Source organism: Bradyrhizobium sp. SZCCHNRI1029, assembly GCF_032487555.1.
Lineage (GTDB): Bacteria > Pseudomonadota > Alphaproteobacteria > Rhizobiales > Xanthobacteraceae > Bradyrhizobium.
Genome location: NZ_JAUEUK010000008.1, coordinates 426,270 through 450,401, shown reverse-complemented (window position 1 = coordinate 450,401; position 24,132 = coordinate 426,270). Strand labels below are relative to the sequence as shown.

General features: G+C 67.3%; 21 protein-coding genes and 1 riboswitch. Of the genes, 10 read left to right on the top strand and 11 right to left on the bottom strand.

What is annotated here, in order from left to right; all coding sequences use genetic code 11:
* Positions 1–477 precede the first annotated feature (477 nt).
* Complete coding sequence (locus QW861_RS24175) at positions 478–963, bottom strand: hypothetical protein (RefSeq protein WP_315752718.1); 486 nt, start codon at positions 961–963, stop codon at positions 478–480.
* Positions 964–1,133: 170 nt separating this feature from the next.
* Here QW861_RS24175 and QW861_RS24170 point away from each other — a divergent pair, with 170 nt between their 5' ends.
* From QW861_RS24170 to QW861_RS24150, 5 genes are all read left to right on the top strand, one after another.
* The gene (locus QW861_RS24170; RefSeq protein WP_316166503.1) at positions 1,134–2,366 is read left to right on the top strand and encodes a benzoate/H(+) symporter BenE family transporter; all 1,233 of its coding nucleotides are present in this window, start codon (positions 1,134–1,136) and stop codon (positions 2,364–2,366) included.
* A 124-nt stretch (positions 2,367–2,490) separates the two neighbouring features.
* Entirely contained in the window at positions 2,491–3,810 is a 1,320-nt protein-coding gene (locus tag QW861_RS24165; protein ID WP_316193561.1) for a sugar ABC transporter substrate-binding protein, read from the top strand.
* A complete protein-coding gene (locus QW861_RS24160) occupies positions 3,807–4,742 on the top strand; it encodes a sugar ABC transporter permease (protein ID WP_315714070.1) in 936 nt (311 codons plus the stop codon). The genes QW861_RS24165 and QW861_RS24160 overlap by 4 nt, the downstream gene beginning before the upstream one ends.
* The gene (locus QW861_RS24155; RefSeq protein ID WP_315714069.1) at positions 4,739–5,563 is read left to right on the top strand and encodes a carbohydrate ABC transporter permease; all 825 of its coding nucleotides are present in this window, start codon (positions 4,739–4,741) and stop codon (positions 5,561–5,563) included. Before QW861_RS24160 ends, QW861_RS24155 begins: the two co-directional genes overlap by 4 nt.
* A gap of 274 nt (positions 5,564–5,837) precedes the next feature.
* Positions 5,838–6,932 (top strand): HWE histidine kinase domain-containing protein, encoded by a 1,095-nt coding sequence (locus QW861_RS24150; RefSeq protein ID WP_316193560.1) that lies wholly within the window; start codon positions 5,838–5,840, stop codon positions 6,930–6,932.
* Between the two features lie 6 nt (positions 6,933–6,938).
* Here QW861_RS24150 and QW861_RS24145 read toward each other — a convergent pair whose 3' ends face one another.
* The 8 genes from QW861_RS24145 to QW861_RS24110 all read right to left on the bottom strand — a co-directional run bounded on the left by QW861_RS24145 (position 6,939) and on the right by QW861_RS24110 (position 16,663).
* Positions 6,939–7,754, bottom strand: coding sequence for an XdhC/CoxI family protein (locus QW861_RS24145; RefSeq protein ID WP_316169345.1), 816 nt, complete (start codon positions 7,752–7,754; stop codon positions 6,939–6,941).
* A gap of 214 nt (positions 7,755–7,968) precedes the next feature.
* Entirely contained in the window at positions 7,969–9,174 is a 1,206-nt protein-coding gene (locus tag QW861_RS24140) for a VWA domain-containing protein (RefSeq protein WP_315752712.1), read from the bottom strand.
* The gene (locus QW861_RS24135; protein ID WP_315752711.1) at positions 9,171–10,040 is read right to left on the bottom strand and encodes a MoxR family ATPase; all 870 of its coding nucleotides are present in this window, start codon (positions 10,038–10,040) and stop codon (positions 9,171–9,173) included. The genes QW861_RS24140 and QW861_RS24135 overlap by 4 nt, the downstream gene beginning before the upstream one ends.
* A 172-nt stretch (positions 10,041–10,212) precedes the next feature.
* Complete coding sequence (locus QW861_RS24130; RefSeq protein ID WP_315752710.1) at positions 10,213–12,633, bottom strand: aerobic carbon-monoxide dehydrogenase large subunit; 2,421 nt, start codon at positions 12,631–12,633, stop codon at positions 10,213–10,215.
* Positions 12,630–13,130, bottom strand: a complete 501-nt coding sequence (locus tag QW861_RS24125) for a (2Fe-2S)-binding protein (protein ID WP_315752709.1) — start codon at positions 13,128–13,130, stop codon at positions 12,630–12,632. The genes QW861_RS24130 and QW861_RS24125 overlap by 4 nt, the downstream gene beginning before the upstream one ends.
* 227 nt (positions 13,131–13,357) lie before the next feature.
* A complete protein-coding gene (locus QW861_RS24120) occupies positions 13,358–14,221 on the bottom strand; it encodes a xanthine dehydrogenase family protein subunit M (RefSeq protein ID WP_315752708.1) in 864 nt (287 codons plus the stop codon).
* A 328-nt stretch (positions 14,222–14,549) separates the two neighbouring features.
* On the bottom strand, positions 14,550–15,758 hold the full coding sequence (locus tag QW861_RS24115) for an MHYT domain-containing protein (RefSeq protein WP_315714061.1): 1,209 nt from the start codon (positions 15,756–15,758) through the stop codon (positions 14,550–14,552).
* A gap of 299 nt (positions 15,759–16,057) precedes the next feature.
* Positions 16,058–16,663 carry a 6,7-dimethyl-8-ribityllumazine synthase gene (locus tag QW861_RS24110; protein WP_315752707.1) on the bottom strand — a complete coding sequence of 202 codons (606 nt, stop codon included), beginning with the start codon at positions 16,661–16,663 and terminating at the stop codon, positions 16,058–16,060.
* A 77-nt stretch (positions 16,664–16,740) separates the two neighbouring features.
* Positions 16,741–16,934: riboswitch (FMN riboswitch) on the bottom strand.
* Positions 16,935–17,328: 394 nt separating this feature from the next.
* Here QW861_RS24110 and QW861_RS24105 point away from each other — a divergent pair.
* Together QW861_RS24105 and proC are read left to right on the top strand one after the other, a co-directional pair.
* Entirely contained in the window at positions 17,329–17,829 is a 501-nt protein-coding gene (locus QW861_RS24105; RefSeq protein WP_315714059.1) for a YbjN domain-containing protein, read from the top strand.
* A gap of 163 nt (positions 17,830–17,992) precedes the next feature.
* The gene (gene proC / locus QW861_RS24100; RefSeq protein ID WP_315826166.1) at positions 17,993–18,820 is read left to right on the top strand and encodes a pyrroline-5-carboxylate reductase; all 828 of its coding nucleotides are present in this window, start codon (positions 17,993–17,995) and stop codon (positions 18,818–18,820) included.
* Positions 18,821–18,839: 19 nt separating this feature from the next.
* On the opposite strand, the gene QW861_RS24095 is transcribed toward proC, so the two are convergent.
* Positions 18,840–20,156 (bottom strand): TAXI family TRAP transporter solute-binding subunit, encoded by a 1,317-nt coding sequence (locus tag QW861_RS24095; protein ID WP_315752705.1) that lies wholly within the window; start codon positions 20,154–20,156, stop codon positions 18,840–18,842.
* Positions 20,157–20,466: 310 nt separating this feature from the next.
* Entirely contained in the window at positions 20,467–21,705 is a 1,239-nt protein-coding gene (locus QW861_RS24090) for an MFS transporter (protein ID WP_316169349.1), read from the bottom strand.
* A gap of 170 nt (positions 21,706–21,875) precedes the next feature.
* Here QW861_RS24090 and QW861_RS24085 point away from each other — a divergent pair, with 170 nt between their 5' ends.
* From QW861_RS24085 to QW861_RS24075, 3 genes are all read left to right on the top strand, one after another.
* Positions 21,876–22,343: a hypothetical protein gene (locus QW861_RS24085; RefSeq protein WP_316193558.1), complete on the top strand. Its 468-nt coding sequence runs from the start codon at positions 21,876–21,878 to the stop codon at positions 22,341–22,343.
* Positions 22,344–22,412: 69 nt separating this feature from the next.
* On the top strand, positions 22,413–22,703 hold the full coding sequence (locus QW861_RS24080; protein WP_316193557.1) for a hypothetical protein: 291 nt from the start codon (positions 22,413–22,415) through the stop codon (positions 22,701–22,703).
* A gap of 10 nt (positions 22,704–22,713) precedes the next feature.
* On the top strand, positions 22,714–24,126 hold the full coding sequence (locus tag QW861_RS24075) for a TolC family protein (protein WP_315752702.1): 1,413 nt from the start codon (positions 22,714–22,716) through the stop codon (positions 24,124–24,126).
* Positions 24,127–24,132: the final 6 nt, after the last annotated feature.

Below are 24,132 nucleotides of genomic sequence, written 5' to 3'. Positions count from 1 at the left end.
GCCCCGCGTTGACCGTTTCTTTCGAATGCCCATCGCAACCTCCTCATCGAGTGTTGCGACGACCAATTGAATCCGCCCCCGGCCCTCCCTGCGCGATGGTTTTGACGGCTGCTTCGCGTTCTCCCCGGTGCGCCGGCTTGTTGGCCACCGTGCGCGCAACGCGCTTGCGCGCGTTACGCGGGACACCAGCTTCGGGGTGCCAGGACCGCGCGACTTGACCGTGCGGGCCGCATCGTTCGTCGACGCGAACTGAATCACGCTGCGACCCGACCCGCCCATCGCATTCCGCTGCCGACGTCCATGACGACCGCGATACGTCCCCTCCGACGCAACGGAACGAGCGGGACCATAATGCTGATTTTACGAAACCGTCAAGCGATTTATTTTTATCCGAAGGGGTGGACAGGATTTTGCGAGGACAAGACGATTTGCCCGGCGGGCAGTCTGAGCCTGTCAGAATTTGCTGATGAGCTCGAGCTACGCCGATCCCGCCTCATCCTCGAGCCGCTCTACAGAACCGAACTCCAGGCGCAGCAGCATCTCCAGCGCCGCCCCCATGTTCGGAACGATGGTGCCATAGTCTAAGCGGCTGGTCGACGCGATCACCCCACGCAGATGGTCGCTGAGGTGATACACCGCGCGGACGTTCGGGCCGAGCCGATCGAGCGTTGCCTTGATCGGATCCAAAGGCGTCTTGGTCTCCAACATGAAGACAGCCGACACGAACGAGGACAGGACGTTCTCGACGATCGCGCCCTCGCGCAGGATCAGCTCGATGGCATCGGAGCGATAGGTCGGGATCGTCTCGGCCGTATCGTCGCGAACCTGAAGCAGCACATGGCACACTCTCGTGCGCTGGAGTGGAGGGACGGATAGGTCGCGCTGGCCGAGCGCCTCCAAGGTCTCTTCAGACACAAAGTCTCCAAAGACGGCACGGAGACGTTTTCTCATGAACCAGCTCATGGCCAAAGATAGCCCGGATGAGTCCCAACCCGTCAATCGAAACCGTTGCCGCCGCGCAGAGCCAGCCGCATGGGCGATGGGCGGGCGCCTTGCACACCTGATGCGGTTGGTTCACAACATCCCACGAGACGCCAAGGACAACAACAAGAACACAGCCGAGCCCCGCCCTCATGTTCAGCGCCATCGAACGCCCGGCCGGACCGCCGCCCAGCGCCGCCCGGATCGCCGACGACTTCGGTCCGCTCTACGCCTCGCACGGCTTCATCGGCTGGCTGTTCGCGATCACCGGACCGGTCGCCATCATCCTGTCGGTCGGCGCCAATGGCGGGCTGTCGCAGGCGGAGATCGCGTCGTGGATCTTCGGCGTGTTCTTCATCAACGGCCTGATCACGCTTGCGCTGTCGTGGCGCTATCGCGAGCCACTGGTGCTGTTCTGGACCATTCCGGGCACCGTCCTGGTCGGCCAGTCGCTGACGCATCTCAGCTTCCCGCAGGTGGTCGGCGCGTTCTACGGCACGGCGCTGTTGATGCTGGTGCTCGGGCTCACCGGCTGGGTCAAGCGCGCGATGCAACTGGTGCCGATGCCGATCGTGATGGGCATGGTCGCCGGCGTATTCCTGCGCTTCGGCCTCGATCTCGTCCGCGCCGTGTTCGCCGACTTTGCCATCGCCGGGCCGATGGTCGTGCTCTGGCTGCTGCTGACCGCGCTCCCTGCGCTGGGCCGGCGCTGCCCGCCGATCATCGGCGCGCTCGTCATCGGCACGCTCGCGGCTCTCCTGTTCGGCAAATATGATCAGAATGCGTCGGTGCAGATCGCGCTGATCCATCCGGTGATCCCGACGCCATCCTGGTCGCTCGCGGCCATGATCGAGCTGATCGTGCCGCTCGCGGTCACCGTGCTGGTGGTGCAGAACGGCCAGGGCTTTGCGGTGCTGACCGCCGCCGGGCACAAGCCGCCGGTCAATGTGGTGACCGTCGCCTGCGGCATCGGCTCGGCGCTCGCGGCTGTCGTGGGCGGCGTGTCGACCTGCCTGACCGGACCGACCAACGCCATCGTCGTCTCCGGCGGCGAGCGCAAGCGCCACTATACCGCGGCGATGGTCGTGGGCGTGCTGGCGCTCGGCTTCGGCCTGCTGGCGCCGACCTTCACCACGCTGCTGCTGATCGCGCCGAAATCATTGATCACCGCGCTGGCGGGCCTCGCTATGCTGCGCGTGCTGCAAACGGCGTTCGTGACCGCGTTCAGAACGAACTTCTCGCTCGGCGCCCTGATCGCCTTCCTCGTCACCGTCGCCGACGTGCCCCTGCTCAACATCGGCGCCGCGTTCTGGGGGCTCGTCGCCGGCTTTGCACTGTCGTGGCTGCTGGAGCGGACGGATTTCACAGCCGCATCGGGCGCATAACGGATTGCCGCATCGCACCACGCGCTGTCGTCGCATCCCCAGTCGAACGGGCACCATGCTGTTGCAGCGCCGCTGGATCGCGCTACACTTCACGACCAAACAAGAAGTCTTCTGGGAGGATATGATGACCGCGATCACGCGCCGCAACATGCTTGCGGGTACGGCAGCAGCAGGCGCGCTTGCGCTCACCGGCCAGCCCGCCTGGTCGGAGCCGCAGTGGAAGAAATATGCCGGTACCAAGCTCGAGGTGATCCTGGCCAAGGGGCCGCGCGGCGACAATCTGCAGAAGAACATCAAGGAATTCACCGCGCTGACCGGCATCGAGGTGGAATCCGAGCAGATCCCGGAGCAGCAGCAGCGACAGAAGGTCGTGATCGAACTGTCGTCGGGCAAGCCGAGCTTCGACGTCGTCCATCTCAGCTATCACGTGCAGAAGCGGCAGTTCGAGAAGGCCGGCTGGCTCGCCGACATCACCGACTTCATGAAGGACCCGAACCTCACCGCGCCGGACCTCGTGCAGAGCGATTTCTCCGCCGCTGGCCTCAGTTACGCCAGCAACGACAAGGGCCGGATGTTCTCGCTGCCATGGTCGGTGGACTACTTCATCCTCTACTACAACAAGGAGCTGTTCGCGAAGAAGGGCGTCGAAGTGCCGAAGACGCTCGACGAGATGGTCACGGCGGCGCAGAAGCTGACCGATGCCAAGGACGGCACGTTCGGATTTGTCGGACGCGGCCTGCGCAACGCCAACATGACCCTGTGGACGAACTTCTTCCTCAACTATGGCGGCGAGTTCCTGGACGCCAAGGGCAACATCCTGACCGACGGCCCCGAGGCAATCGAGGCCACCAAGCTGTATCAGAATCTGCTGACGACCTGCGCGCCTCCGGGCGTGGCCGGCTTCAACTGGATGGAGTCGATGGCCTCGTTCACGCAAGGCCGCTCGGCGATGTGGATCGACGGCGTCGGCTGGGCGCCGCCGCTGGAGGATCCCAACGCCTCGCGCGTGGTCGGCAAGGTCGGCTACACCGTGGTGCCCGCAGGACCGAGGGGGCAGTACTCGGCGACCTATGGCGACGGCATCGGCATTGCGGCCGCGAGCAAGAACAAGGAAGCCGCTTGGCTGCTGTGCCAGTGGCTGGTGTCGAAGCCGCAGGGCGCCCGCCTGGTGCAGGCCGGCGGCGGCGTGCCGTTCCGCAACTCGGTGCTCAACGACCCCGGGGTCCAGGGCGGCGTGAAGATGCCGAAGGAGTGGCTGCAGTCGGCGATCGACTCCGGCAAGATCTCCAAGCTCGGCCTGCCCGTGATCATCCCGGTCGCCGAATTCCGCGATCTCGTCGGTGCGGCGCTGACCGCGACGCTGTCGGGCGCCGATCCCGCCACCGAGCTAAAGAAGGCGCACGAACAGTTCCGCCCCATCCTGGAGCGCAGCGAGAAAGCGTGAGCACGATCGTCGAACAGGCCGGCGCGGCAGCGGAGGCGGCTGCGCCGGAACGTGCGCTGCGGCCGCCGTCGTACTGGCCGTTCGTCATCCCGGCGCTGGTCACCGTGCTGGCGGTGATCATCTTCCCCTGGCTGTTCACGATCTGGATGAGCTTCCAGGAGTGGAAGGTCGGTTCGCCAACGACTTTCGTCGGGCTGTCGAACTATCTCAGGCTGCCGGCCGATCCCCGCTTCGTCGAGTCGGTCGGGCACACGCTGTCCTATACGGCTCTATCGGTGCTGCTGCCGCTGGTGCTCGGCACCTTCGCGGCGGTGATCTTCCATGCCCGCTTCCCCGGCCGGGGACTGCTGCGGGCGCTGTTCATCATGCCGATGATGGCGACGCCGGTGGCGATCGCCCTGGTGTGGACGATGATGTTCCATCCGCAGCTCGGCATCCTCAACTACCTGCTGTCGCTGGTCGGCCTGCCGCCGCAGCTCTGGGTCTTCCATCCGGGTACGGTGATCCCCTCGCTGGTGCTGGTCGAGACCTGGCAGTGGACGCCGCTGGTGATGCTGATCGTGCTCGGCGGCATCGCCTCGCTGCCGACGGAGCCGTACGAGAGCGCACAGATCGACGGCGCCAGCACCTGGCAGATGTTCCGCTACATCACCCTGCCCTTGATCATGCCGTTCCTGTTCATCGCCGCGATGATCCGCGCCATCGACGCGATCAAGAGCTTCGACATCATCTTCGCGATCACCCAAGGCGGGCCCGGCTCGGCGTCGGAGACCATCAACCTCTATCTCTACAGCGTCGCCTTCGTCTATTACGACCTCGGCTATGCGTCGGCGATCGCGGTGGTGTTCTTCGCGCTGATCATCGCGCTGACTGCGCTCTTGCTGGTGCTGCGCCGCCGCGCGCAGTGGAATGCGCTGGGGAGCGACACATGAGCGCGCAGACCATCCTCGGCCGGCTCGGGCTCGCGCTCGGCGTCTTCCTCATCGTCTCGCCGGCGATCCTGTTCTTCCTCTGGATGATCTCGCTGTCGGTGAAGTACGAGGTCGACAACGCCGCGTATCCGCCGGTGTTCTGGCCGGAGCATTTCGCCTGGAAGAACTATGCCGACGTGCTGTCGTCCAACCGCTTCTTCACCTACTTCAAGAACAGTCTGGTGGTGACCGGCGGCGCGACGGCGCTCGCGATGCTGGTCGGCGTGCCCGCCGGCTACGGCATCGCCCGCATGGCCGCGCACAAGTCCGCGATCGTGATCCTGATCGCGCGCATCACGCCGGGCCTGTCCTATCTGATCCCGCTGTTCCTCTTGTTTCAGTGGCTCGGCCTGCTCGGCACGCTATGGCCGCAGATCATCATCCATCTCGTCGTCACCGTGCCGATCGTGATCTGGATCATGATCGGCTATTTCGAGACCACGCCGATCGAGCTCGAAGAAGCCGCGCGTATCGATGGCGCGACGCGCTGGCAGGTTTTCCGTCACGTGGCATTGCCGGTGGCGAAGCCCGGCCTCGCCGTCGCCTTCATCCTCGCGGTGATCTTCTCCTGGAATAATTTCGTGTTCGGCATCGTGCTGGCCGGACGCGAGACCCGCACCTTGCCGGTCGCGGTCTACAACATGATCTCGTTCGATCAGCTCTCGTGGGGGCCGCTCGCGGCGGCCGCGCTGATCGTGACCCTGCCGGTGCTGCTGCTGACCGTGTTCGCGCAGCGGCAGATCGTGGCCGGCCTGACGGCGGGTGCGGTCAAGGGGGGCTGACGGGTATAATGCATACCAAAGAGAACCTGCGGCGGAATGCCAAACTTGCCTTGGTCAGGCCATAGTCTGCCACTTGGTTACCTGCGTGGAACCGGGATTCGCCCCGCCCCTGAGGCGCGGCGATGGCCGCGTTGATGGCTTCATCTCGTCTCTGCGCCGGCTTCGTTCCAGCCGAATACCACTGCGCCGCACGATCGACCGGCTCCGGATTTGCGCTCCGTCCGGTCCGTCTTGCAACCTGTCACTGGCTGAACGCCCGACCGACGAAAGCTGCATGACGTCCGATCGCGACGCCTCCGCGCCAGACCGATTGACTGCCCTGTTGCAGACCGAGCTGCTCGACTCGCCGCCGGAGCCGGGCTTCGATCGCGTCACCCGCTTGACCTCGCGGCTGCTGCAGGCTCCGGCGGCGATCATCGCGCTGGTCGATCGCGACCGGCAGTTCTTCAAGAGCTCGGTCGGCCTGTGCGAGCCGTGGGCGTCGCTGCGCGAGACGCCGCTCAGCCACTCCTTCTGCCAGCACGTCGTGACCTCGGCGCAGCCGCTGGTGATCAGCGACGCCAACGAGCATCCGCTGGTGAAGGACAATCTCGCGGTGCCGGTTTTCGGCGTGATCGCCTATCTCGGCGTCCCCCTGCGGCTGCCGAGCGGCGAGGTGATCGGCGCGCTCTGCGCCATCGATCACGAGCCGCGGCCGTGGAGCGACGACGACATCGCCCAGCTCACCGAGCTCAGCGAGATCGTGATGGACGAGATCGCGCTGCGCACCGAGAATGCACGGCGGCGCACGATCGAGCAGCACCATCGCGTGCTCGTCCATGAGCTCAATCACCGTGTCAAGAACACGCTGGCGCTGGTCGACAGCGTGATCGCGCTCAGCATCCGCGCCGATTCGGCGCTGGCCGCGTTCGGCGAGGTGCTGCGCGGCCGCATTGCCGCGCTGACCCGCAGCCACGCGCTGGCGCTGGACCGCGGCCGCGAGGCGATCGCGCTCGATGAGCTGGTCTGCGCCGAACTGGCGCCGCTGCAAGGCGACCGTGTCACGGTCGACGGTCCTGGCGTGCCGCTTCCGCCGGGCGTCGCGCTGTATCTGTCGATGGGGCTGCACGAGCTCGTCACCAACGCGGTGAAATACGGCGCGCTGTCGAACGATGCAGGACGGGTGACGCTGAGCTGGACCCATGCCGACGGACGGCTCAAGCTGTCCTGGGAGGAGAACGGCGGCCCGCAGGTCTCCCCACCTGCGAGCAACGGCTTCGGCTCGCTGCTGTTCGAGCGCATTCTCGGCGCGGCCCTGAAAGGCGAGGTCACGCGCGACTTCGCGCCGGATGGGCTCAGGGTTTCGTTCGACCTGCCGCTCGCGCCATGACGGAATTCAGCCGCGCTGGCCGCGCCGGCGCGTCAGCGTGATCTCGGCCAGAATCGACATCGCGATCTCCTCCGGCGTGATGGCGCCGAGATCGAGGCCGGCCGGTGCCTTGACCTTGTCGAGCAGCGCGGCGTCGATGCCGGCCCTGATCAGCTTGTCGCGCAGGCTGTCCATCTTGCGGCGACTGCCGACGAAGGCATGGTAGGCCGCATCGCAGGCGAGCGCGGCGCGCAAGGCCGCCTCGTCGCCCTTGCCTTGCGTCGACACCACGACGAAGCGGCTGCTCCCGGCCGGTTGATCCAGCGCGAAGCCATCGATCAGCACATCGGCCTCCGGTGTCGTGACGAGATCGGACGCCGGCGCCGCCAGCGTCACGTGATAGCCGAGCGGCCGCGCCTGCGCCGCGAGCGCGATCGCGACCGGGCTCGCGCCGAGGATGACCAGCGCGGGATGCGGCAGCACCGGCTCGACGAAGATGTCCATGGTGCCCTTGCTCGGGCACATGTTGGCGGCGAAGCGCACGCCCTCCCTGGTTTCGCCCGGCTTGACGCCGAGCTCGGCGAGCAGGTTCTCAGGCTGCACCGAGACCATGCGCGGGATGCCGTCGGCGAGCGCCTCGCGCGCCGCCTTCAGCACCGCGCCGCGGGCGCAGCCGCCGCCGATCCAGCCCGCGACGATGCTGCCGTCGGGGCGGATGATCGCCTTGGCGCCGGCCTTCGCGGCGGTCACCGACACCGTACGGACGACGGTGGCGAGCACGAAGCTCTCGTCGTTGGCTTTCAGTTGCGCGGCGAGATCGAGCAGTTCGGGAGCAGCGGTCATGACTGCCTCCTCTGCGGACTGTCGGAAGCACACTGCTTCGACAGAGAAGGTATGTTCCCTCCCCCCTTGTGGGGGAGGGCTAGGGAGGGGGGCGTCTTGCACCGATGTCGGGGTACCCCCCTCCCCAGCCCTCCCCCACAAGGGGGGAGGGAGCGCACCACCGATGCTGCGACAGCGCGCCTTGAGCTCACAACGATGCCGCGCATCCGCATCCTCACAACCTCGCCAAATAAGGCTCCAGCGCCGCGAGCGAGCTCAACGTATGCGCGGGCGCGTAGAGATCGACGAAGGGCAGCGCGGCCTTGATGCCGCGCGCTTCCGGCGCATAGCCGTCCCAGCCGAGCATCGGATTGAGCCAGACGATGCGGCGGCAGCGGCGCGACAGTTGCGCCATCTCGCGGCCGAGCAAGGCTGGGTCACCGGTGTCGTAGCCGTCGGAGACGATCATCACGCAGGTCCGCGAATGAATGACGCGGGGCGCGTGCCAGCGATTGAAGGTCTGCAGGCTCTCGCCGATCCGCGTCCCGCCGCCGGCGCCCTGCGCCATCATCGAGAGACGGTCGAGCGCCCGCGCGGCATCCTTCTCCCTCATCGCATCCGAGACATAGGCAAGCCGGGTGTGAAACAGGAACGCTTCGGCCTCGTGGAAGGCGTCGAGCACACCGTGGATGAAGCGCAGGAACACCGCGGTGTAGGGGCTCATCGAGCCGGAGGCGTCGAGCAGCACCACCAGCCGCAGCGGCTTGTGCTTGCGTCGCCGGTGCACCAGCGCAATCGGCACGCCGCCATGGCTGATGTTGCGGTGGATGGTGCGGCGCAGGTCGAGCCGCTCGCCCTTGCGCCGCAACTGATCGCGGCGCGTCAGCCGTGTCCGCATCGCCCGGGCGAGCCGCGCCGCGGCCTCGTGCGCCAGCGCGACCTGGTCAGGATCTGCGAGCTTGCGGAAGTCGGTATCGCTGATGGACTCCACGCGCGATGCTCCTTCGCGCAGGCCCTCGCCGCCCGCGTCGCGTGGGGTTTCGTCAGAGGGAATCTGATCGGTCGCGCCGTGAGGCTCCGGCTGACCGGCATTCGCATCCTGCAGACTCTTCAGGGACGGGCTGTTCGCTCTCGCCGTCGCGCCGGAGACCAGCGAGCGCGAGCGCACGCGCTTGCCGAGCCAGAACGCGTCGAACAGGCCGTCGAAGCGATCCCACTCGCTCTTGCGCGCCGAAAACAGGTGCTTGAAGGCGGAGCGCAACAGGCCGGGCTTATCGGCATAGCCCGCACTCATCACGGCCGCCGCATCCTGCCCCTCCGACAGGCCGACCGCAAAGCCGTTATCGCGCAACGTCTTGAGAAATGCACCGAGGCGTCCCGCGACCAGCCGCGCGACCGCGTTCATGTCCTCGTGGTCGGGTGTGGTGCCACAGCAGCTCATGCGACCTTCCCCAGCAGCCGCGCCGTGACCTCGCGCGTGATCCGCGCGCGGTCCTCATGGGTCTTGAGCAGGCACATCAAGGTGTCATGCACCATCTCCGGCTGGTCCTTGAGATCGCGCACGTCGAGCCCGACCAGTGCCGCCGCCCAGTCCAGCGTCTCGGCGACGCCGGGCACCTTGCGCAGTTCCTCCTTGCGCAAGGAGTCGACAAGGCGCGCGATCTGCAGAGCCAGTTGCGCCGAGGCGCCGTCGATCCGCGCCAGGATGATGCGCGCCTCGCGATCGACGTCGGGATAGTCGACGTAGTGATAGAGGCAGCGCCGGCGCAGCGCGTCGGACAATTCGCGGGTGCCGTTGGAGGTCAGCACCACGTGCGGGATGCTGATTGCTTTGATGGTGCCGAGCTCCGGAATCGAGACTTGGAAGTCCGACAGGAGCTCCAGCAGGAACGCCTCGAATTCGTCGTCGGCGCGGTCGATCTCATCGATCAGCAGCACCGGCGGCGTGGCGCGGCGGATCGCCGCAAGCAGCGGCCGCTCCAGCAGATATTTCTCGGAGAAGATCTGGTCCTCGATGGTGTCCGGCTGGCCGCGATGCGCCTCGATCGCGAGCAGCTGGCGCTGGTAGTTCCACTCGTAGAGCGCGGAGCTCTGATCGAGGCCTTCATAGCATTGCAGACGGATCAGCTCGGTGCCGTGGACGCAGGCGAGCGCCTTGGCGACCTCGGTCTTGCCGACCCCGGCCTCGCCTTCCAGCAGCAGCGGCCGCCTGAGGAGCTGCATCAAGGTGATGGCAGTCGCGAGCTCGCCGTCGGCGATATAACCGCAGGCGGAGAGCGATTGTGCGATGTCGTCGCGGGCTTTCATGTCAAGTTCGACTGCAGCGTCATCGGAGGTGAACTCCCCTCCCCCTTGTGGGGAGGGGTTGGGGGTGGGGGTCTCCACGGCACACTGCCCGTGGGGTACCCCCCTCCCTAGCCCTCCCCCACAAGGGGGGAGGGAACGCACCGCTCGCGCGGTAAACGCCAGCGCCTTCAGTCTACGCCACCACACCCAAATTCTTCGCCGCCTGCCAGTTGCGCCAGAAGTCGTGGGGCATCTGGATGTGCGTCGCGCCCAGGAACGAGAACGCGTCATTGACCGCATTGGAGAACGCCGGCACGCCGCCGACATTGGGGCTTTCGCCGACGCCCTTGGCGCCGATCGGATGGTGCGGCGAAGGCGTCACCGTGAAGTCGGTCTCCCAATGCGGCGTCTCCACCGCGGTCGGCATGAAGAAGTCCATGAACGAGCCGGTGACGACATTGCCCTCGGCGTCGTAGCGGATCTCCTGGCCCATCGCGATGGCGAAGGCTTCGGTGAGGCCGCCATGGATCTGGCCCTCGATGATCATCGGGTTGATGCGGGTGCCGCAATCATCCAGCGCATAGAAGCGTCGGACCTTGTACACGCCCGTATCCACATCGATGTCCATCACGCAGAGATAGGCGCCGAATGGATAGGTCATGTTGGGCGGATCGTAATAGCTCACCGCCTCCAGCCCCGGCTCCATGCCGGGCGGCACCGAGTTGTAGGCCGCCCAGCAGATATCCTTCATCGACATCACCTTCTCGGGCAGGCCCTTGACCCGGAAGCCGTCGATGTCCCATTCGAGATCGTCTTCATGGACCTCGAGCTTGTAGGCCGCGATCATCTGCGCCTTGGCCTTGATCTTGCGCGCGGCCATCGCGATGGCCGCGCCGGCCACCGGCGTCGAGCGCGAGCCGTAGGTGCCCAAGCCATAAGGCGCGGTGTCGGTGTTGCCCTCCTCGACCATGATGTTGTCGGCGGGAATGCCGATCTCGCTGGCGATGATCTGCGCCCAGGTGGTCTCGTGCCCCTGGCCCTGGCTCTTGGTGCCCATCCGCGCGATGCCGGCGCCGGTCGGGTGCAGCCGGATCTCGCAGGAATCGAACATCGCGATGCCCAGGATGTCGCAGTTCTTCGACGGACCGGCGCCGACGATCTCGGTGAAGAAGGAGACGCCGATGCCCATGATCTCGCGGGTCTCGCCGCGCTTGAACGCCGCGCGCTTCTCGGCCTGCTCCTTGCGCAGGCCTGCGTAGTCCACCGCTTCCATCATCTTGCGCATGGCGGTGTGGTAGTCGCCGGAATCGTACTCCCAGCCGAGCGCCGAGTGATAGGGAAACTGCTCCGGCTTGACGAAATTCTTCAGGCGCAGCTCCGCCGGGTCCATGCCGAGCTTCTGCGCGAGAATGTCCATGCCGCGCTCGATGCAATAGGCCGCCTCGGTGACGCGGAACGAGCAGCGATACGCGACGCCGCCCGGCGCCTTGTTGGTGTAGACGCCGTCGACGGAGAGATGCGCGACCGGGAAGTCATAGGAGCCGGTGACGATGTTGAAGAAGCCGGCCGGCCATTTCGACGGGTCGGCGCAGGCGTCGAAGCCGCCATGATCGGCGAGCACGTGGACGCGCAGGCCGGTGACCTTGCCGTCCTTGGTCGCCGCGATCTCGGTGGTCATGTGATAGTCGCGCGCGAACGCCGTCGCGGTCAGGTTCTCGATGCGGTCCTCGACCCATTTCACCGGCTTGCCGGTGACGATCGAGGCCACCGCGGCGCAGATATAGCCGGGATAGGCGCCGACCTTGTTGCCGAAGCCGCCGCCGATGTCCGGCGCGATGACGTGGATCTTCTGCTCGGGGATCTTGGCGATCAGCGACACCACGGTGCGGATCACATGCGGCGCCTGGAAGGTGCCCCAGATCGTCAGCTCGCCCTTGATCTTGTCGAACGCGCAGACGCACTGGCAGGTCTCGAGCGGCGACGGATGGGTGCGGTGATACGAGATCATCTCCTTGATGGTGACGTCGGCCTTCTTGAACGCGGCGTCGGTGAGTTCCTTGTCACCGACACTCCATTCGAAGATGTGGTTGTGATGCTTGCGCGGGCCGTGTGCGCCTGTGGTCTTGCCGGCGAGATCCTCGCGCAGAACGGGGGCGTCCGGGTCCATCGCCTTGAACGGATCGACCAGCACCGGCAGCGGCTCGTATTCGACCACCACCTTGGAGACGCCGTCATCGGCGGCATAGCGGTCGGTCGCGACGACGAAGGCAACCTCCTGGTTCTGGAACAGCACCTTGCCGTCGGCGAGCACCATCTGCACGTCGCCGGCCAAGGTCGGCATCCAGGCGAGGTTGACGGTCTTCAGCGTCTCGGCGGTGATGACCGCGAGCACGCCGGGCACTTTCAGCGCCTCCTCGGTGTGGATCGCCTTCACCCGCGCATGCGCATGCGGCGAGCGCACGAAGTCGCCGTGCAGCATGCCCGGCAGCTTGACGTCGTCGACGTAGTTGCCCTTGCCCTGGGTAAAGCGAATGTCCTCGACGCGCTTGCGCCGGCAGCCCATGCCTTCGAGCGCGGCTTCGCGTTGTTCCCGCGTGGGAGTCAGGTCGTTCATTCCGCGGCCTCCTGGAATTCCACGCCGTTGATCTTGGCGGCGGCGTATTGGATCGCCTTGACGATGTTCTGGTAGCCGGTGCAGCGGCAGATGTTGCCGGAGATGCCGGCGCGGATTTCCGCCTCCGTCGGCGACGGATTCTCCTGCAGCAGCCGATGCGCGCGGATGATCATGCCGGGCGTGCAGAAGCCGCATTGCAGGCCGTGCATCATGCGGAAGCCTTCCTGCAGCGGCGACAGCGTGCCGTCGGCGTTGGCCATGCCCTCGATCGTGGTGATCTCGCAGCCGTTGGCCTGCACGGCGAGCATGGTGCAGCTCTTCACGCTCATGCCGTCGATGTCGATGGTGCAGGCCCCGCAATGGCTGGTCTCGCAGCCGATATGGGTGCCGGTGAGCTGCGCCTGCTCGCGCAGGAAATGAACCAGCAAGGTGCGCGGCTCGGCGAGGCCTTCGACCTCGCTGCCGTTCACCTTCATCATGATGTGGGTTTTGGGCATTTGGTTGCTCCCTTGAAATTTGTTTGAGCTTTGGCCCGGCTATCAGCCTCCCGGGCGGTGAGCTCCCCTCCCCCTTGCGGGGAGGGGTCGGGGGTGGGGGTCCACGGCGGCAGTCTCGCTTGGGGCTACCCCCCTCCCCGCCCCTCCCCCACAAAGGGGGGGAGATGAGAGGACGTGCCGGGGGCGAGAAGGCACCGCATGCGGGCCCGCGGTGTCAGCACACCCTGCTACTTCGCCCTCGCCGCCGCGCGCTGCAGGGCGCGCATCACCATGATGCCGCCGACATGGATGCGGTACTCGGCCGGGCCGCGCGCATCGGACGCCGGCTGCATGATCGCGCGCGCCGCCGTCGCGGCGGCCTTCAGCGTGGCATCGTCGAGCGCCGTGCCGATCACGGCGTTGGCCGCGTCGGTCGCGAGCAGCGGCGTCTCGTGCAGATTGGTGAGCGCGATCACACAGCTCGCCACCTTGCCGCCGGCCATGGTCAGCACGACGGCCGCCGCGGCGGTCGCGTAGTCGCCGACCTTGCGCTTCAGCTTCTCATAGGCGTAGCCGTGTCCCGCAGGCGGAACGGGAATGCTCATCCCGGTGAGGATCTCGCCCGGCTCCAGCGCGGTGAAATAGGCGCCCTGGTAGAACTCCCGCGCCGCGACCTCACGGGCGCCGTTCGGCCCCTCCAGACGGTAGCTTGCATCGAGCGCCAGCATCAGCGCCGGCATGTCGTTGCCGGGATCGCCATTGGCGACGTTGCCGCCGAGCGTGCCGCGGTAGCGCACCTGCGGATCGGCGATCAAAAGCGCCGTTTCGTGCAGGATCGGCAGGCTGGCTCCGATCTCGGTCGAGGCCAGCAGCTCGGCCTGCGTGGTCATCGCGCCGATGACGATGCGGTCGCCATCGCGGCGGATGCCCTTGAGCCCGGCGATGCCGTGCAGATCGATCAGATGCGCCGGGGTCGCCAGTCGCAGCTTCATCATCGGCAGCAGGCTGTGGCCGCCGGCGAGCGGTCGCGCGTCATCGCCGAGGTCGGCGAGCAGCTTGATCGCATCGCTGACGCTCGCCGGCCGGTGATAGTCGAACGGGCCAGGAATCATGACATTTCCTCTCCTGTGCTGGCCTGCCTTATCGGCAAGGCCGTCGCGTTGTTGCGGCGGGCGTTCGTGCTGCGAGAGCGAAGTGCGAACGCGGACGCATCGCGGATTGGCGCGGAGCGTCGATCGGGATCGATGGCCGCGCAACGAAGCCGGCACGGAGAGCGGCGAAATCGCACGAATTGCGGCTGATCGCGCACGAATTGCGTCAGCGAGGGCGACCCAATCGCGCGAGTGACGGCGTGAGCGGCCGCGCAAGACGCGCGCGCGGTGTTGCATGCGTTGGGGAGAATGGCGGCGCTCTGTTGCAGCAGCGAAACGAGCGCTGAACTCAGGCCGGCCGCCGCAGCCCGAGCCGCGCCTTGACCTCGGCGACCTTGGCGCGGCTCACCGGCACGCGCGGCTTCGAGGGGCCATCGAGCTCGATGATCGCGCCCTCGCCTTCCCGACCGACGTAGATCACGTGCTCGATCGCGACGATGTGGCTGCGGTGCACGCGGATGAAGCGGCCGGGATCGAGCTGCGCCTCAGCCTCGGAGATCGACCATGGGCACATCCGCTCGCGGGTGCCGTCGTGGATCCGCGTGTAGTGCGCATCGGCGCGCACGCTGCGCACGTCCCCGGCATCGATGAAATGGGTGCCGTTGGCGCCCTCCAGCGGCAATCGCGCCGCGGTCGCGCGCGGCGGCTGGCCGATGCCCCCCAGCGGCGCCGCCGTCGCCCGGCTCATGGCGGCGACCTCGACCACCGGCTCGGCCGCCGTCGCGGCCGGCTCCGGCGCCAATTGCGGCGCAGCCTCGGCAACGGCCGGCATCGGCTGCGATTGACGGCGCGGGTCCGGCACCAGCGACAGCAAAAATCCGGCGGCGATGACGAAGCACAGCACGGCGACGACGATCGCGAGCGCTTGCGGCGACGCAGCAAGTCCCGGTGCGGCGTGGTGGTGTCCCTCGCCCATCGGCACGACATGCATTCCCAGCATCGCCGTGTAATGCATGCCGGACACGGCGATGCCGAACGCAACCGCGCTGATGGCGAGCCGTAGCCCGTCCTGCCGCGCCAGGAAGATGCGCAGGCCGCCATAGGCGGCGCCGATCGCAATCGCCACCGACAGCGCCACCAGCGCCGGATCATGCGTCAGCCCGAATGAGCCGGACAGGCCGTGCATGCCGACATAATGCATGCTGGCGATGCCGGCGCCGAGCAGCAGCGCGGAAGGGACGACGCGCCGGGGGGAGGGATCGCCGATGCTGACGAAGAACAGCGAGATGCCGATCACGAGCGCGCAGATCAGGAACGAGATGATGGTCGGCAGCACCAGATAGACGGCATCAGGCGGCAGTGGCGCCGCCATCATGCCCACGAAATGCATGGTCCATATGCCCACGGCCAGAATGCCGGCGGCGCCGGACAGCAGCACGCGCGCATTCTCTCCCGGCCCGCTGCGGATGCGCGCGGTGAGACTGAAACCGGTATAGCCACCCAGGCTCGCGATCACGACCGAGAGCGCGACGAGATAAGGATCGTATCCTTCGATCATCCTTGTCGGCCGCCCGTCGCCACGGGCCAGCCTCCTCCCAGGGGAGATTTTACAGGGGTGGCGAGGAAATTGACAACACAAGGCGGGGAGCGTGAGGGGGCGTGTTGTCGCTGGGGGACAAGCGAGGGCGGCAAGCTTGATTGGCGTGGCGCCAGACGTTGGATTCGATCTGGAGCGGCGAACGCGGTGAGTTCCCCTCCCCCTTGCGGGGAGGGGAGCAGGCCGCCGTCGCGGTGAGACCTCGGCTCCCGACACTGAAGCATGTGTGGCCGGCCGTGACCGGCCACACACCGTCCGCCTCAGATAATCCCCGCCGCGACCTGGCTGCGCAGCCGCTCCAGGCTCAGCAGCGTCTCGGCGCAGGCGGTCGCCACCTCGATGCCCTTGGTCGCAAAATGCTTGCGGAAGAACTCGAAATGCGCCTGCGTCTCGTGGAATTGCTGCGGCGTCAGCACCGCGGAGAACACCGGCACCTCGGTGCGCAATTGCACGTCCATCAGCGCCTTGATGACGGTGTCGGCGACGAATTCGTGGCGGTAGATGCCGCCGTCGACGACGAGCCCGGCCGCGACGATGGCGGTATAGCGCCGCGTCTTGGCCAGGAGCTGCGCATGCAGCGGGATCTCGAACGAGCCCGGCACCTCGAAGATGTCGACACGATCGCGCGGGATGTGGCGCGCCTCGATCTCGTCGAGGAAGGCCAGACGGCATTCGGCGACGACATCGCGATGCCAGGCCGATTGCACGAAGGCGACGCGCTGCGGCTTGCTGAAGCGCGGATGCGACGGCGCCGGTGGCGACTCGTCGGGCGGTGACGCGACCGACGTATCCGCCGGCGGCGACGTTCCTGCGGTGATGGTGTCGGTGGGCGTATCAGTAGGCGCGTCTTGCAACATCTGATTCATGGTTGTCCTCGTCAGAGACCAGAATCAGGGCACACGGAACGACGACGCCCCCACGCTGGATTGCGCGGGGTGCCGGGACCCGTTCTCTTTCATCCGGACTGTGACCGTCGGCTTCGGAATCGCACCGAATCTGCTGACCCTTCTCTGCGCGACGCGTTCCGGAGAACAGAATTCTCCAGACCGTGCCTTGCCGAGAAAGCGCTCGCGGGCTCGCGCTCGACCGAGAACGCTTACCGCCGGTGGGGAATTTCGCCCCGCCCTGAGAACATCGGCCGCCCGGATGGACGGCCTGAATGAACTATGCAGGCGGTCGGCGGCTGCGGCAAGGCCTCACGCCCGCGGTCCGCGACGGGCGGCCATGCAGCCGCTCACGGCCGTTCCCGCGGCCAAATCACCTCAGACCGAGCGGCTGCGGCGTGTCCGATTCCGTTTTGTTCTCGTTCGCCGATGATTCCACAGGCCGGACAGGAGTTGTGGACGAAGCGGTGTTTGGCTGTGGACGGACTCGCCCCCCCGTTGCGCAGATTCCGCAAATCACATCAGTTTGTCCTCGCACGCCTCGGGGTACCTCCGGGACTGCAAGCCGGGTCGCGAAGCGCCGAGAGGGCGTGGGCCGGGTCGCCGCGTATGTACCAACGAGATCAAGAAGACGAGGTCGAGACGGCATGTCCCTGCTCGAAAGCACTATCGATTCCGCAGATCATCCGCTGAGCGTGGTCGAGACCATTGCGGCCGACAATAATTGGATGTTCGAGCGCTCCGGCGAGGACGAGATCACGATCGCCTCCAAGGGCCAGTGGACCGACTATCAGCTTTCCTTCACCTGGATGGCGGAGATCGAGGCGCTGCATCTGGCCTGTGCCTTCGACATGAAGATTCCCGAGGCGCGCCGCGCCGAGGTGCAGCGGCTGATCGCCGCGATCAACGAGCAGCTCTGGCTCGGCCATTTCGACATCTGGACCCACACCGGCATGGTGATGCACCGCCAGGCCCTGGTGCTGCCCGGCGGGATCACCGCGTCGGGACTGCAATGCGAGAGCATGCTGGCGGGCGCCATCCACGCCTGCGAGCGCTATTTCCCGGCCTTCCAGTTCGTGGTCTGGGCCGGCAAGTCGACCCAGGAGGCCATGGCGGCGGCGCTGTTCGATACAGAGGGCGAGGCGTAAGCCGCCGCCGCTCCATCACACGCGGTGTCGTCCCTGCGCACGCAGGGACCCATACCGCGTGATGTCCGTGTGGCGCGCGACGCTTGTCGCTCTGCCCCTGCTCCACTAGAACCGCCGGTGGTTATGGGTCCCTGCTTTCGCAGGGACGACAGCGGAGTGCGTCGTGACATCAGCGGACAACAACCTGCTTCATCAGCTCACCGGCACCATCGTGCTGGCCGGCGCCGGCAAGATGGGCGGGGCGATGCTGACCGGGTGGCTGGCCGGCGGCCTTGATCCCGCGCGCGTGGTCGTGATCGAGCCGATGCCGTCGGCCGAGATCACGGCGCTAAAGGCCCGAGGCGTCCGCCTCAATCCGACGGCAACTGCGCCGGCCGAGGTCGTCATCGTTGCCGTCAAGCCGCAGATGTTCCCCGACGCCGGCCCCGCCTTGAAGCCGTGGGTCGGCGACGCGACGCTGGTGCTGTCGATCATGGCGGGGACGACGATCGCCGGCCTGCAGCAAACGATCGGCGGCGCGGTCGTGCGCGCGATGCCGAATACGCCCGCCGCGATCGGCCGCGGCATCACCGTGGCCGTGCCGGCCGGCAACGTCAGCGCCGCGCAGCGGGGGCTGACGGACGCGCTGCTGCGTGCCACCGGCGCAGTGGAATGGGTCGACGAGGAGGCGCTGATGGACGCGGTGACTGCCGTGTCCGGCTCGGGGCCCGCCTATGTGTTCCTGCTCGCCGAGGAACTCGCCCGCGCCGGCGTCGCCGCCGGCCTGCCCGAGTCCCTGGCGACGAAGCTCGCGCGCCACACCGTGTCGGGCGCCGGCGAGCTGCTGCGCCAATCGGACCTGCCGTCCGCCACCCTGCGCCAGAACGTCACGTCGCCGGGCGGCACCACAGCGGCGGCGCTGTCGGTGCTGATGGGAGCCGACGGCTTCCAGCCGCTGCTGACCAAGGCGGTCGCCGCGGCCACGGCGCGTTCGAAAGAGCTCGCGAAGTAGACAACCGCGAGCTGACAGCTCAGCGCGACGGCGTCGGCGGCCCGCCATGCTGCTGGCGCCATTGCAGGAACTGGCGGAACAGAGCGCTGCGCTCAGCCGGATCGTTCGACAGCTGTCCCCCGCTCTGGCGCACGAAGCTCTCGAACTGGGTCTGGCGCACGTCGGCGACCTGCGGTCGCGGCACCATGTTGTGCGCCAGCAGCCACTCGTCCGCGGCCTTGAACCGCTTCCAGTTCGGGATCGCGGCGACGATGCTCGACTCCCGCCATTTCGGATGCCGCGGCGGCTTCATGAACTCGTCGTAGTTGGCGAAGAACGCCTCGACGAAGCGCGCCACCTTTCGGTAGCGCTCGGTATTCTCCGGCCAATTGTAGCTGACGAGCAGCATGCCGATCGCCACCGTCTCGATCGTCTCGCCGGGGTTGAGCAGGTTCGGATATTCCTCGGAGGACAATGTCGTCGGCAGATAGAGGTCCTGCAGCCGGCGGTCGTAGGGGATCGTCACCAGATGCAGGGCGCGGTTGTCGTTCCTGATGTTGCGGGCGAGCTGGAACACCTTGCCGGTGGAGACGATGTAGGCGTCGGCGTCGCCATCGATCAGCTTCTGGATCGATTTGGCGTCATCGGTCGCGTAGTCGAATGACGCTGTCAGGCCCAGCCGGTTGAAGATCACGCGCGCGGAATAGAAGCCGACATCGGTCGGCGCGATGACGCGCTTGCCGTTGAGATCGAAGATCGAGCGGATCGAGGAGCGCGCGATGACATGGATCTCGTTGTGATAGAGCCGCGCGATGTAGCGGAGTTGCGAGGTGATGTCGGGAATGCCGTATTGCAGGCGGTAGAATTCGGGCACGTCGGCGGCGACCGCGCCCATGTCGATGCTCTTCAGGAACAGAATATCCGAGACGTTGCGCACCGGTCCCTTGCCGAGCACCGGCAGCACGCGGACGTTGGTCTGATCATCGAGCACGCGCGCCATGTCCGAGCCGAACACGGAGGTGGCGCCCCCGGCCGGCGCGGTGATGATGGTGACGGTGCCGTCGTTGACGTCGGTCGGGTTGGGCAGCCGCCACACGTCCGGCCCGCTGCCGGGCGCGGGCGACAGCGACGCCGGCAGGCCGGCGGGACGTGGCGGCGCGGGGATCACGGGCGCGCCGTTCGGCCGGGCGGCCGGGGCGACGGGCACGATGATGGAGCGGGTCGCTGCCGGGCGCGGCGGCTGCGGCGGTTGTTGTTGCAGCTGCGGCCAGGCCTGCGCCGATGCCTGGCTCAGCATAAGTCCGGCTGCGAGCGCGGCGAGCGCGACTTGCGAAGCTGCCTTCGTGACGATGGACATAGCGCAACGGCCTCCTGCACCATCGCGATGCCGCCGCAGCGTTCTCGACCCGTCCGGAGCATTCACCTCGAGGCCTGCCTGCGTCAGGCATGCGACGGGCGACCGCGGCCTCGGCTGAGACCTCGCGACAACCAACCTCGCGATGCGGAGCGCGCCCGAGGCCAAATGGCCGCGATCGGCTCCGATCGAGTTCCATAGTTGCGTGACGTGATTCGATCGATTTGCGGCGGCCGCCGGGATTTTGTATGACGACGTGCATATAAGCCGGATATTGGGCTCCGGCTGTGGCTCTCGTGCAACGCCTCTTGTTTCAGGCTGCCAGCCGGTGTTGCCGTCGTGCCAGGATGAGCAGCGTCACGACGATGGCCAGGTTCAGACCATTCCACGCGACGCCGTTGGCGAAGGCCGCCGAATAGGACCCGGTGGCGTCGAAGATGACGCCCGAGACCCAGCCGCCGAACGACATGCCGAACACCGAGGCGAAGATGATGATGCCGACCCGGGTGGCGGCCTCGCGCGCCGGCATCGCCTCACGCACGATGATCGCATAGCTCGGTACGATACCGCCCTGGAACAGGCCGAACATGCCCGAGATCAGATAGAGCGACGTCAGGCCGTCGAAGAACAGATAGAACAGCAGCGCAAAACCCTGCGCCAGCGAGCCGATCAGCAAGGTCCTGACGCCGCCGATGCGATCGGCGAGAAAGCCGGAGCCGATCCGGCTGACGATGCCGAGCGCCATCATCAAGGACAGCATCTGCGCGCCGATGGCGACGCCGTAGCCGAGGTCGCCGCAATAGGCGACGATGTGCACCTGCGGCATCGCCATCGCCACGCAGCAGGCGATCGCGGCGACGCTGAGCAGCACCGTCAGCGCATTGGTGGAGATCGGCAACTCCAGTTGCGGCGGCGCCGCGCTGGCATGATTCTGCGCGCCGGCACCATCCATGCGGGCGCGCAACACCAGGAGCAGCGCGCTCATCGTCACCGCGCAGAACACACCGAGCGCGACATGGCTGGCGCGCCAGCCGATCTGCTGCACGCCCCAATTCACCAGCGGCGGCCATACCGTGCCGGCGACGTAGTTGCCGGAGGCGACGATGGTGACGGCGAGGCCGCGATAGCGCACGAACCAGTGCGACGCCTCCGCCATCAGCGGCGCGAAGGTGACGGACGAGCCGAGCCCGACCAGGAAATACACCGCCTGAAACTGCCACAGCGTCACCGAGGCGCCGGCGAGCAGATAGGCCGCGGCCGTCGTCGCGATGCTGAGCGCCATTGCGGTGACGATGCCGAAGCGGTCGGTGATCCGGCCGACGATGACGCCGCCGAGGCCGAAGCCGAACATCGTCAGCGTGTAGGCCAGCGAGACCGCGCCGCGGCTGGCGGCGAACTCGGCCTGCACGACCGGCAGGACGACGACGACGGTCCACATCCCCGCGCCGCCGATGGAACCGATGACGAGCGCAAGCGCCAGCCGCGCCCAGGCCTGGCGCGAGTCCGGAATGAAATGAGGCGCTTCCTCGAATCTTGTATTGGGTCCGTGCACGATTTCAGCAACTTCGTTGCCGCACCGCATCAGGTCAAGCCACATTGCTGCGGCAATGGGCATGCAGAAGCAGCGCAACAGGAGGGATCTGCACGATCACGGTTCGGCCCTCTTGGCGGCGCAACGCTTTATCATTAGGTTGCGCGCCGGGTTGGAGTGATTGGCCGCGCATGTCGTTTGGACTGACACGGAAGATGCTGATGGTGGCGGGACGGCTGCTCGTCCTTGCTTACCTCGTCTGCGTGGTCAGCCCCGGCGTGGCGCTCGCGCTCGGCGCGGGGGCGGCGCCCTGTCTCGACGAGACCGTCGTTGGCGCCGTGGTCTCGCCTCATGATACGGCTCGCCACGAGATGGTCATGACGGCGATGCCACAGACAATTGCGGCGCACGTCCATCATCATGATCACCCTGTCGCAGACGCCGGGATGCACGCTCCAGCTCCCGCACCGTCGCACCACGATCATGGCAAGATGCCAGGCCCGTGCTGCGCCATGATGTGCGCCGTGGGCCTGGCCGCCACGCTGCCGGCAGTCGCCCTCCCCGCCCGCCTCGCTGCCATCGGCGTCGTTGCGCGCGACGAAGGCCTGCCCAGCCGCACGCCGCCGCGCCTGTACCGTCCCCCCATCGTCCTGGCCTGAGCGAACGACCCCGGCTTCGCGCGCAAATGACGCGCGGCCGCTCGCGTTTCATCAGACCAAGGATACCTCATGTTGTCGCAATCCAGGGCGACGCCCGCTGCCGCATGTCCGGCGCGGCGCAGCCTGCCATTCTCCGTCGTCGCCGGCGCATTGACGCTGCTTGCCGCGACGAGCCTCGCCGCCTGCCAGCCGCGCACGGTCGCGTTAGCCGGGGCTGATCCGGCCGATCCGGCGGCGAACGCTGCGCCCGTGCGCATGTCGGGCGTCGTCAGGCCCTACACGCCGCTGCGCCCGGCCGCGCCGGCCGCATGGGGCCAGCGCACCGACCCCGGCGCACCGCGCCCTGAGCCGAGCCGCTAAGGAGCGCCACATGCAGGGGACCATCAGGCTCGCGGCGCTCGCCGCAGCACTTGCGCTCGCAGGCTGCGCCTCGTTCTCGCCGGACGGCGGCATGAGCGCCGTCGCGGACATCGCCGGCCACATCACCGGCAAGGAGGTCGCCTCGGTGAGAGGCGATGACGATGCTGAGCGCGTCCGCGCTGCGACGCGCCGGCTGCTCGCCCGGCCCTTGTCGGCCGATGCCGCCGTGCAGGTCGCGCTGTTCAACAACAAGGGCCTGCAGGCCGCCTACAACGCCCTCGCGCTCAGCGAGGCGGACATGGTGGAGGCCAGCCTGCCGCCCAACCCGACCTTCTCCCTGATGCGCATCAGCGGCGACGGCGCGCTGGAGGCCGAGCGTCAGGTCGCCGGCGACATCCTGGCGCTCGCCACCTTGCCGCTGCGCTCGGAGATCGCGCGCGAGCGGTTTCGCCAGGCACAATTGAAGGCCGCGCTGGCGACACTGCGGCTCGCCGCGGAGGTCCGCCGCGCGCATGTGCGCGCCGTCGCCGCCAACGAGCTGGTGGCCCTGCTCGTCGAGGCGCAATCGGCCGCGGAGGCGACCGCGAAGCTCGCCTCGAAGCTCGGCGAGACCGGCGCGCTCAACCGGCTCGATCAGGCGCGCGAGCAGGTGTTCTATGCCGAGACCACGGCCGAGCTCGCCACCGCCCGCCGTGCCGCAGGAAGCGCCCGCGAGCGGCTGATCCGTCTGATGGGCCTGTGGGGCGACGATCTGAATTTCCGCCTGCCCGATCGGTTGCCGGCGCTGCCGCGCCGCCCGCTGAGCCAGCCCTTCGTCGAGGCCGATGCCGTCGGCCATCGCATCGATCTGCAGGTCGCCCGCCTCGAGCTCACGGCGCTCGCCACCGCGCTGCAGCTCAGCGAGGCCACGCGCTTCGTCACCCTGCTCGATCTCGCCGGCCTCGACCGCAAGACCGTCGAGCCCGACGGCCGCATCATCCGTGAACGCGGCTACGACGTGCAGTTCCAGATCCCGATCTTCGACGGCGGCGAGGTCCGCGTGCGGCAGGCGGCCGAGACCTACAACATCGCCTTCAACCGCCTGACCGAGCGCGCCGTCACCGTCCGCTCCGAGGCGCGCGACGCCTATCGCAGCTACCGCGCGGCCTTCGACATCGCCGGCCATTACGCCCGCGAGGTGCTGCCGCTGCGCCGGATCATCAGCGAGGAGATGCAGCTGCGCTATTCCAGCATGCAGGTCGACATCTTCGCGCTGCTGCTCGAGGCGCGGCAGCGCCTGGCCTCGCGCCGCGCCGCGATCGACGCCGTCAGAGACTTCTTCCTCGCCGAGGCCGAGCTGTCGGCCGCCGTCAACGGCGGAGTCGCGAGCGGCGAAGACAGCGCACAGCAGACCGCGAGCGCGCTCGCGCCAAGCAACGACTGAGAGGAG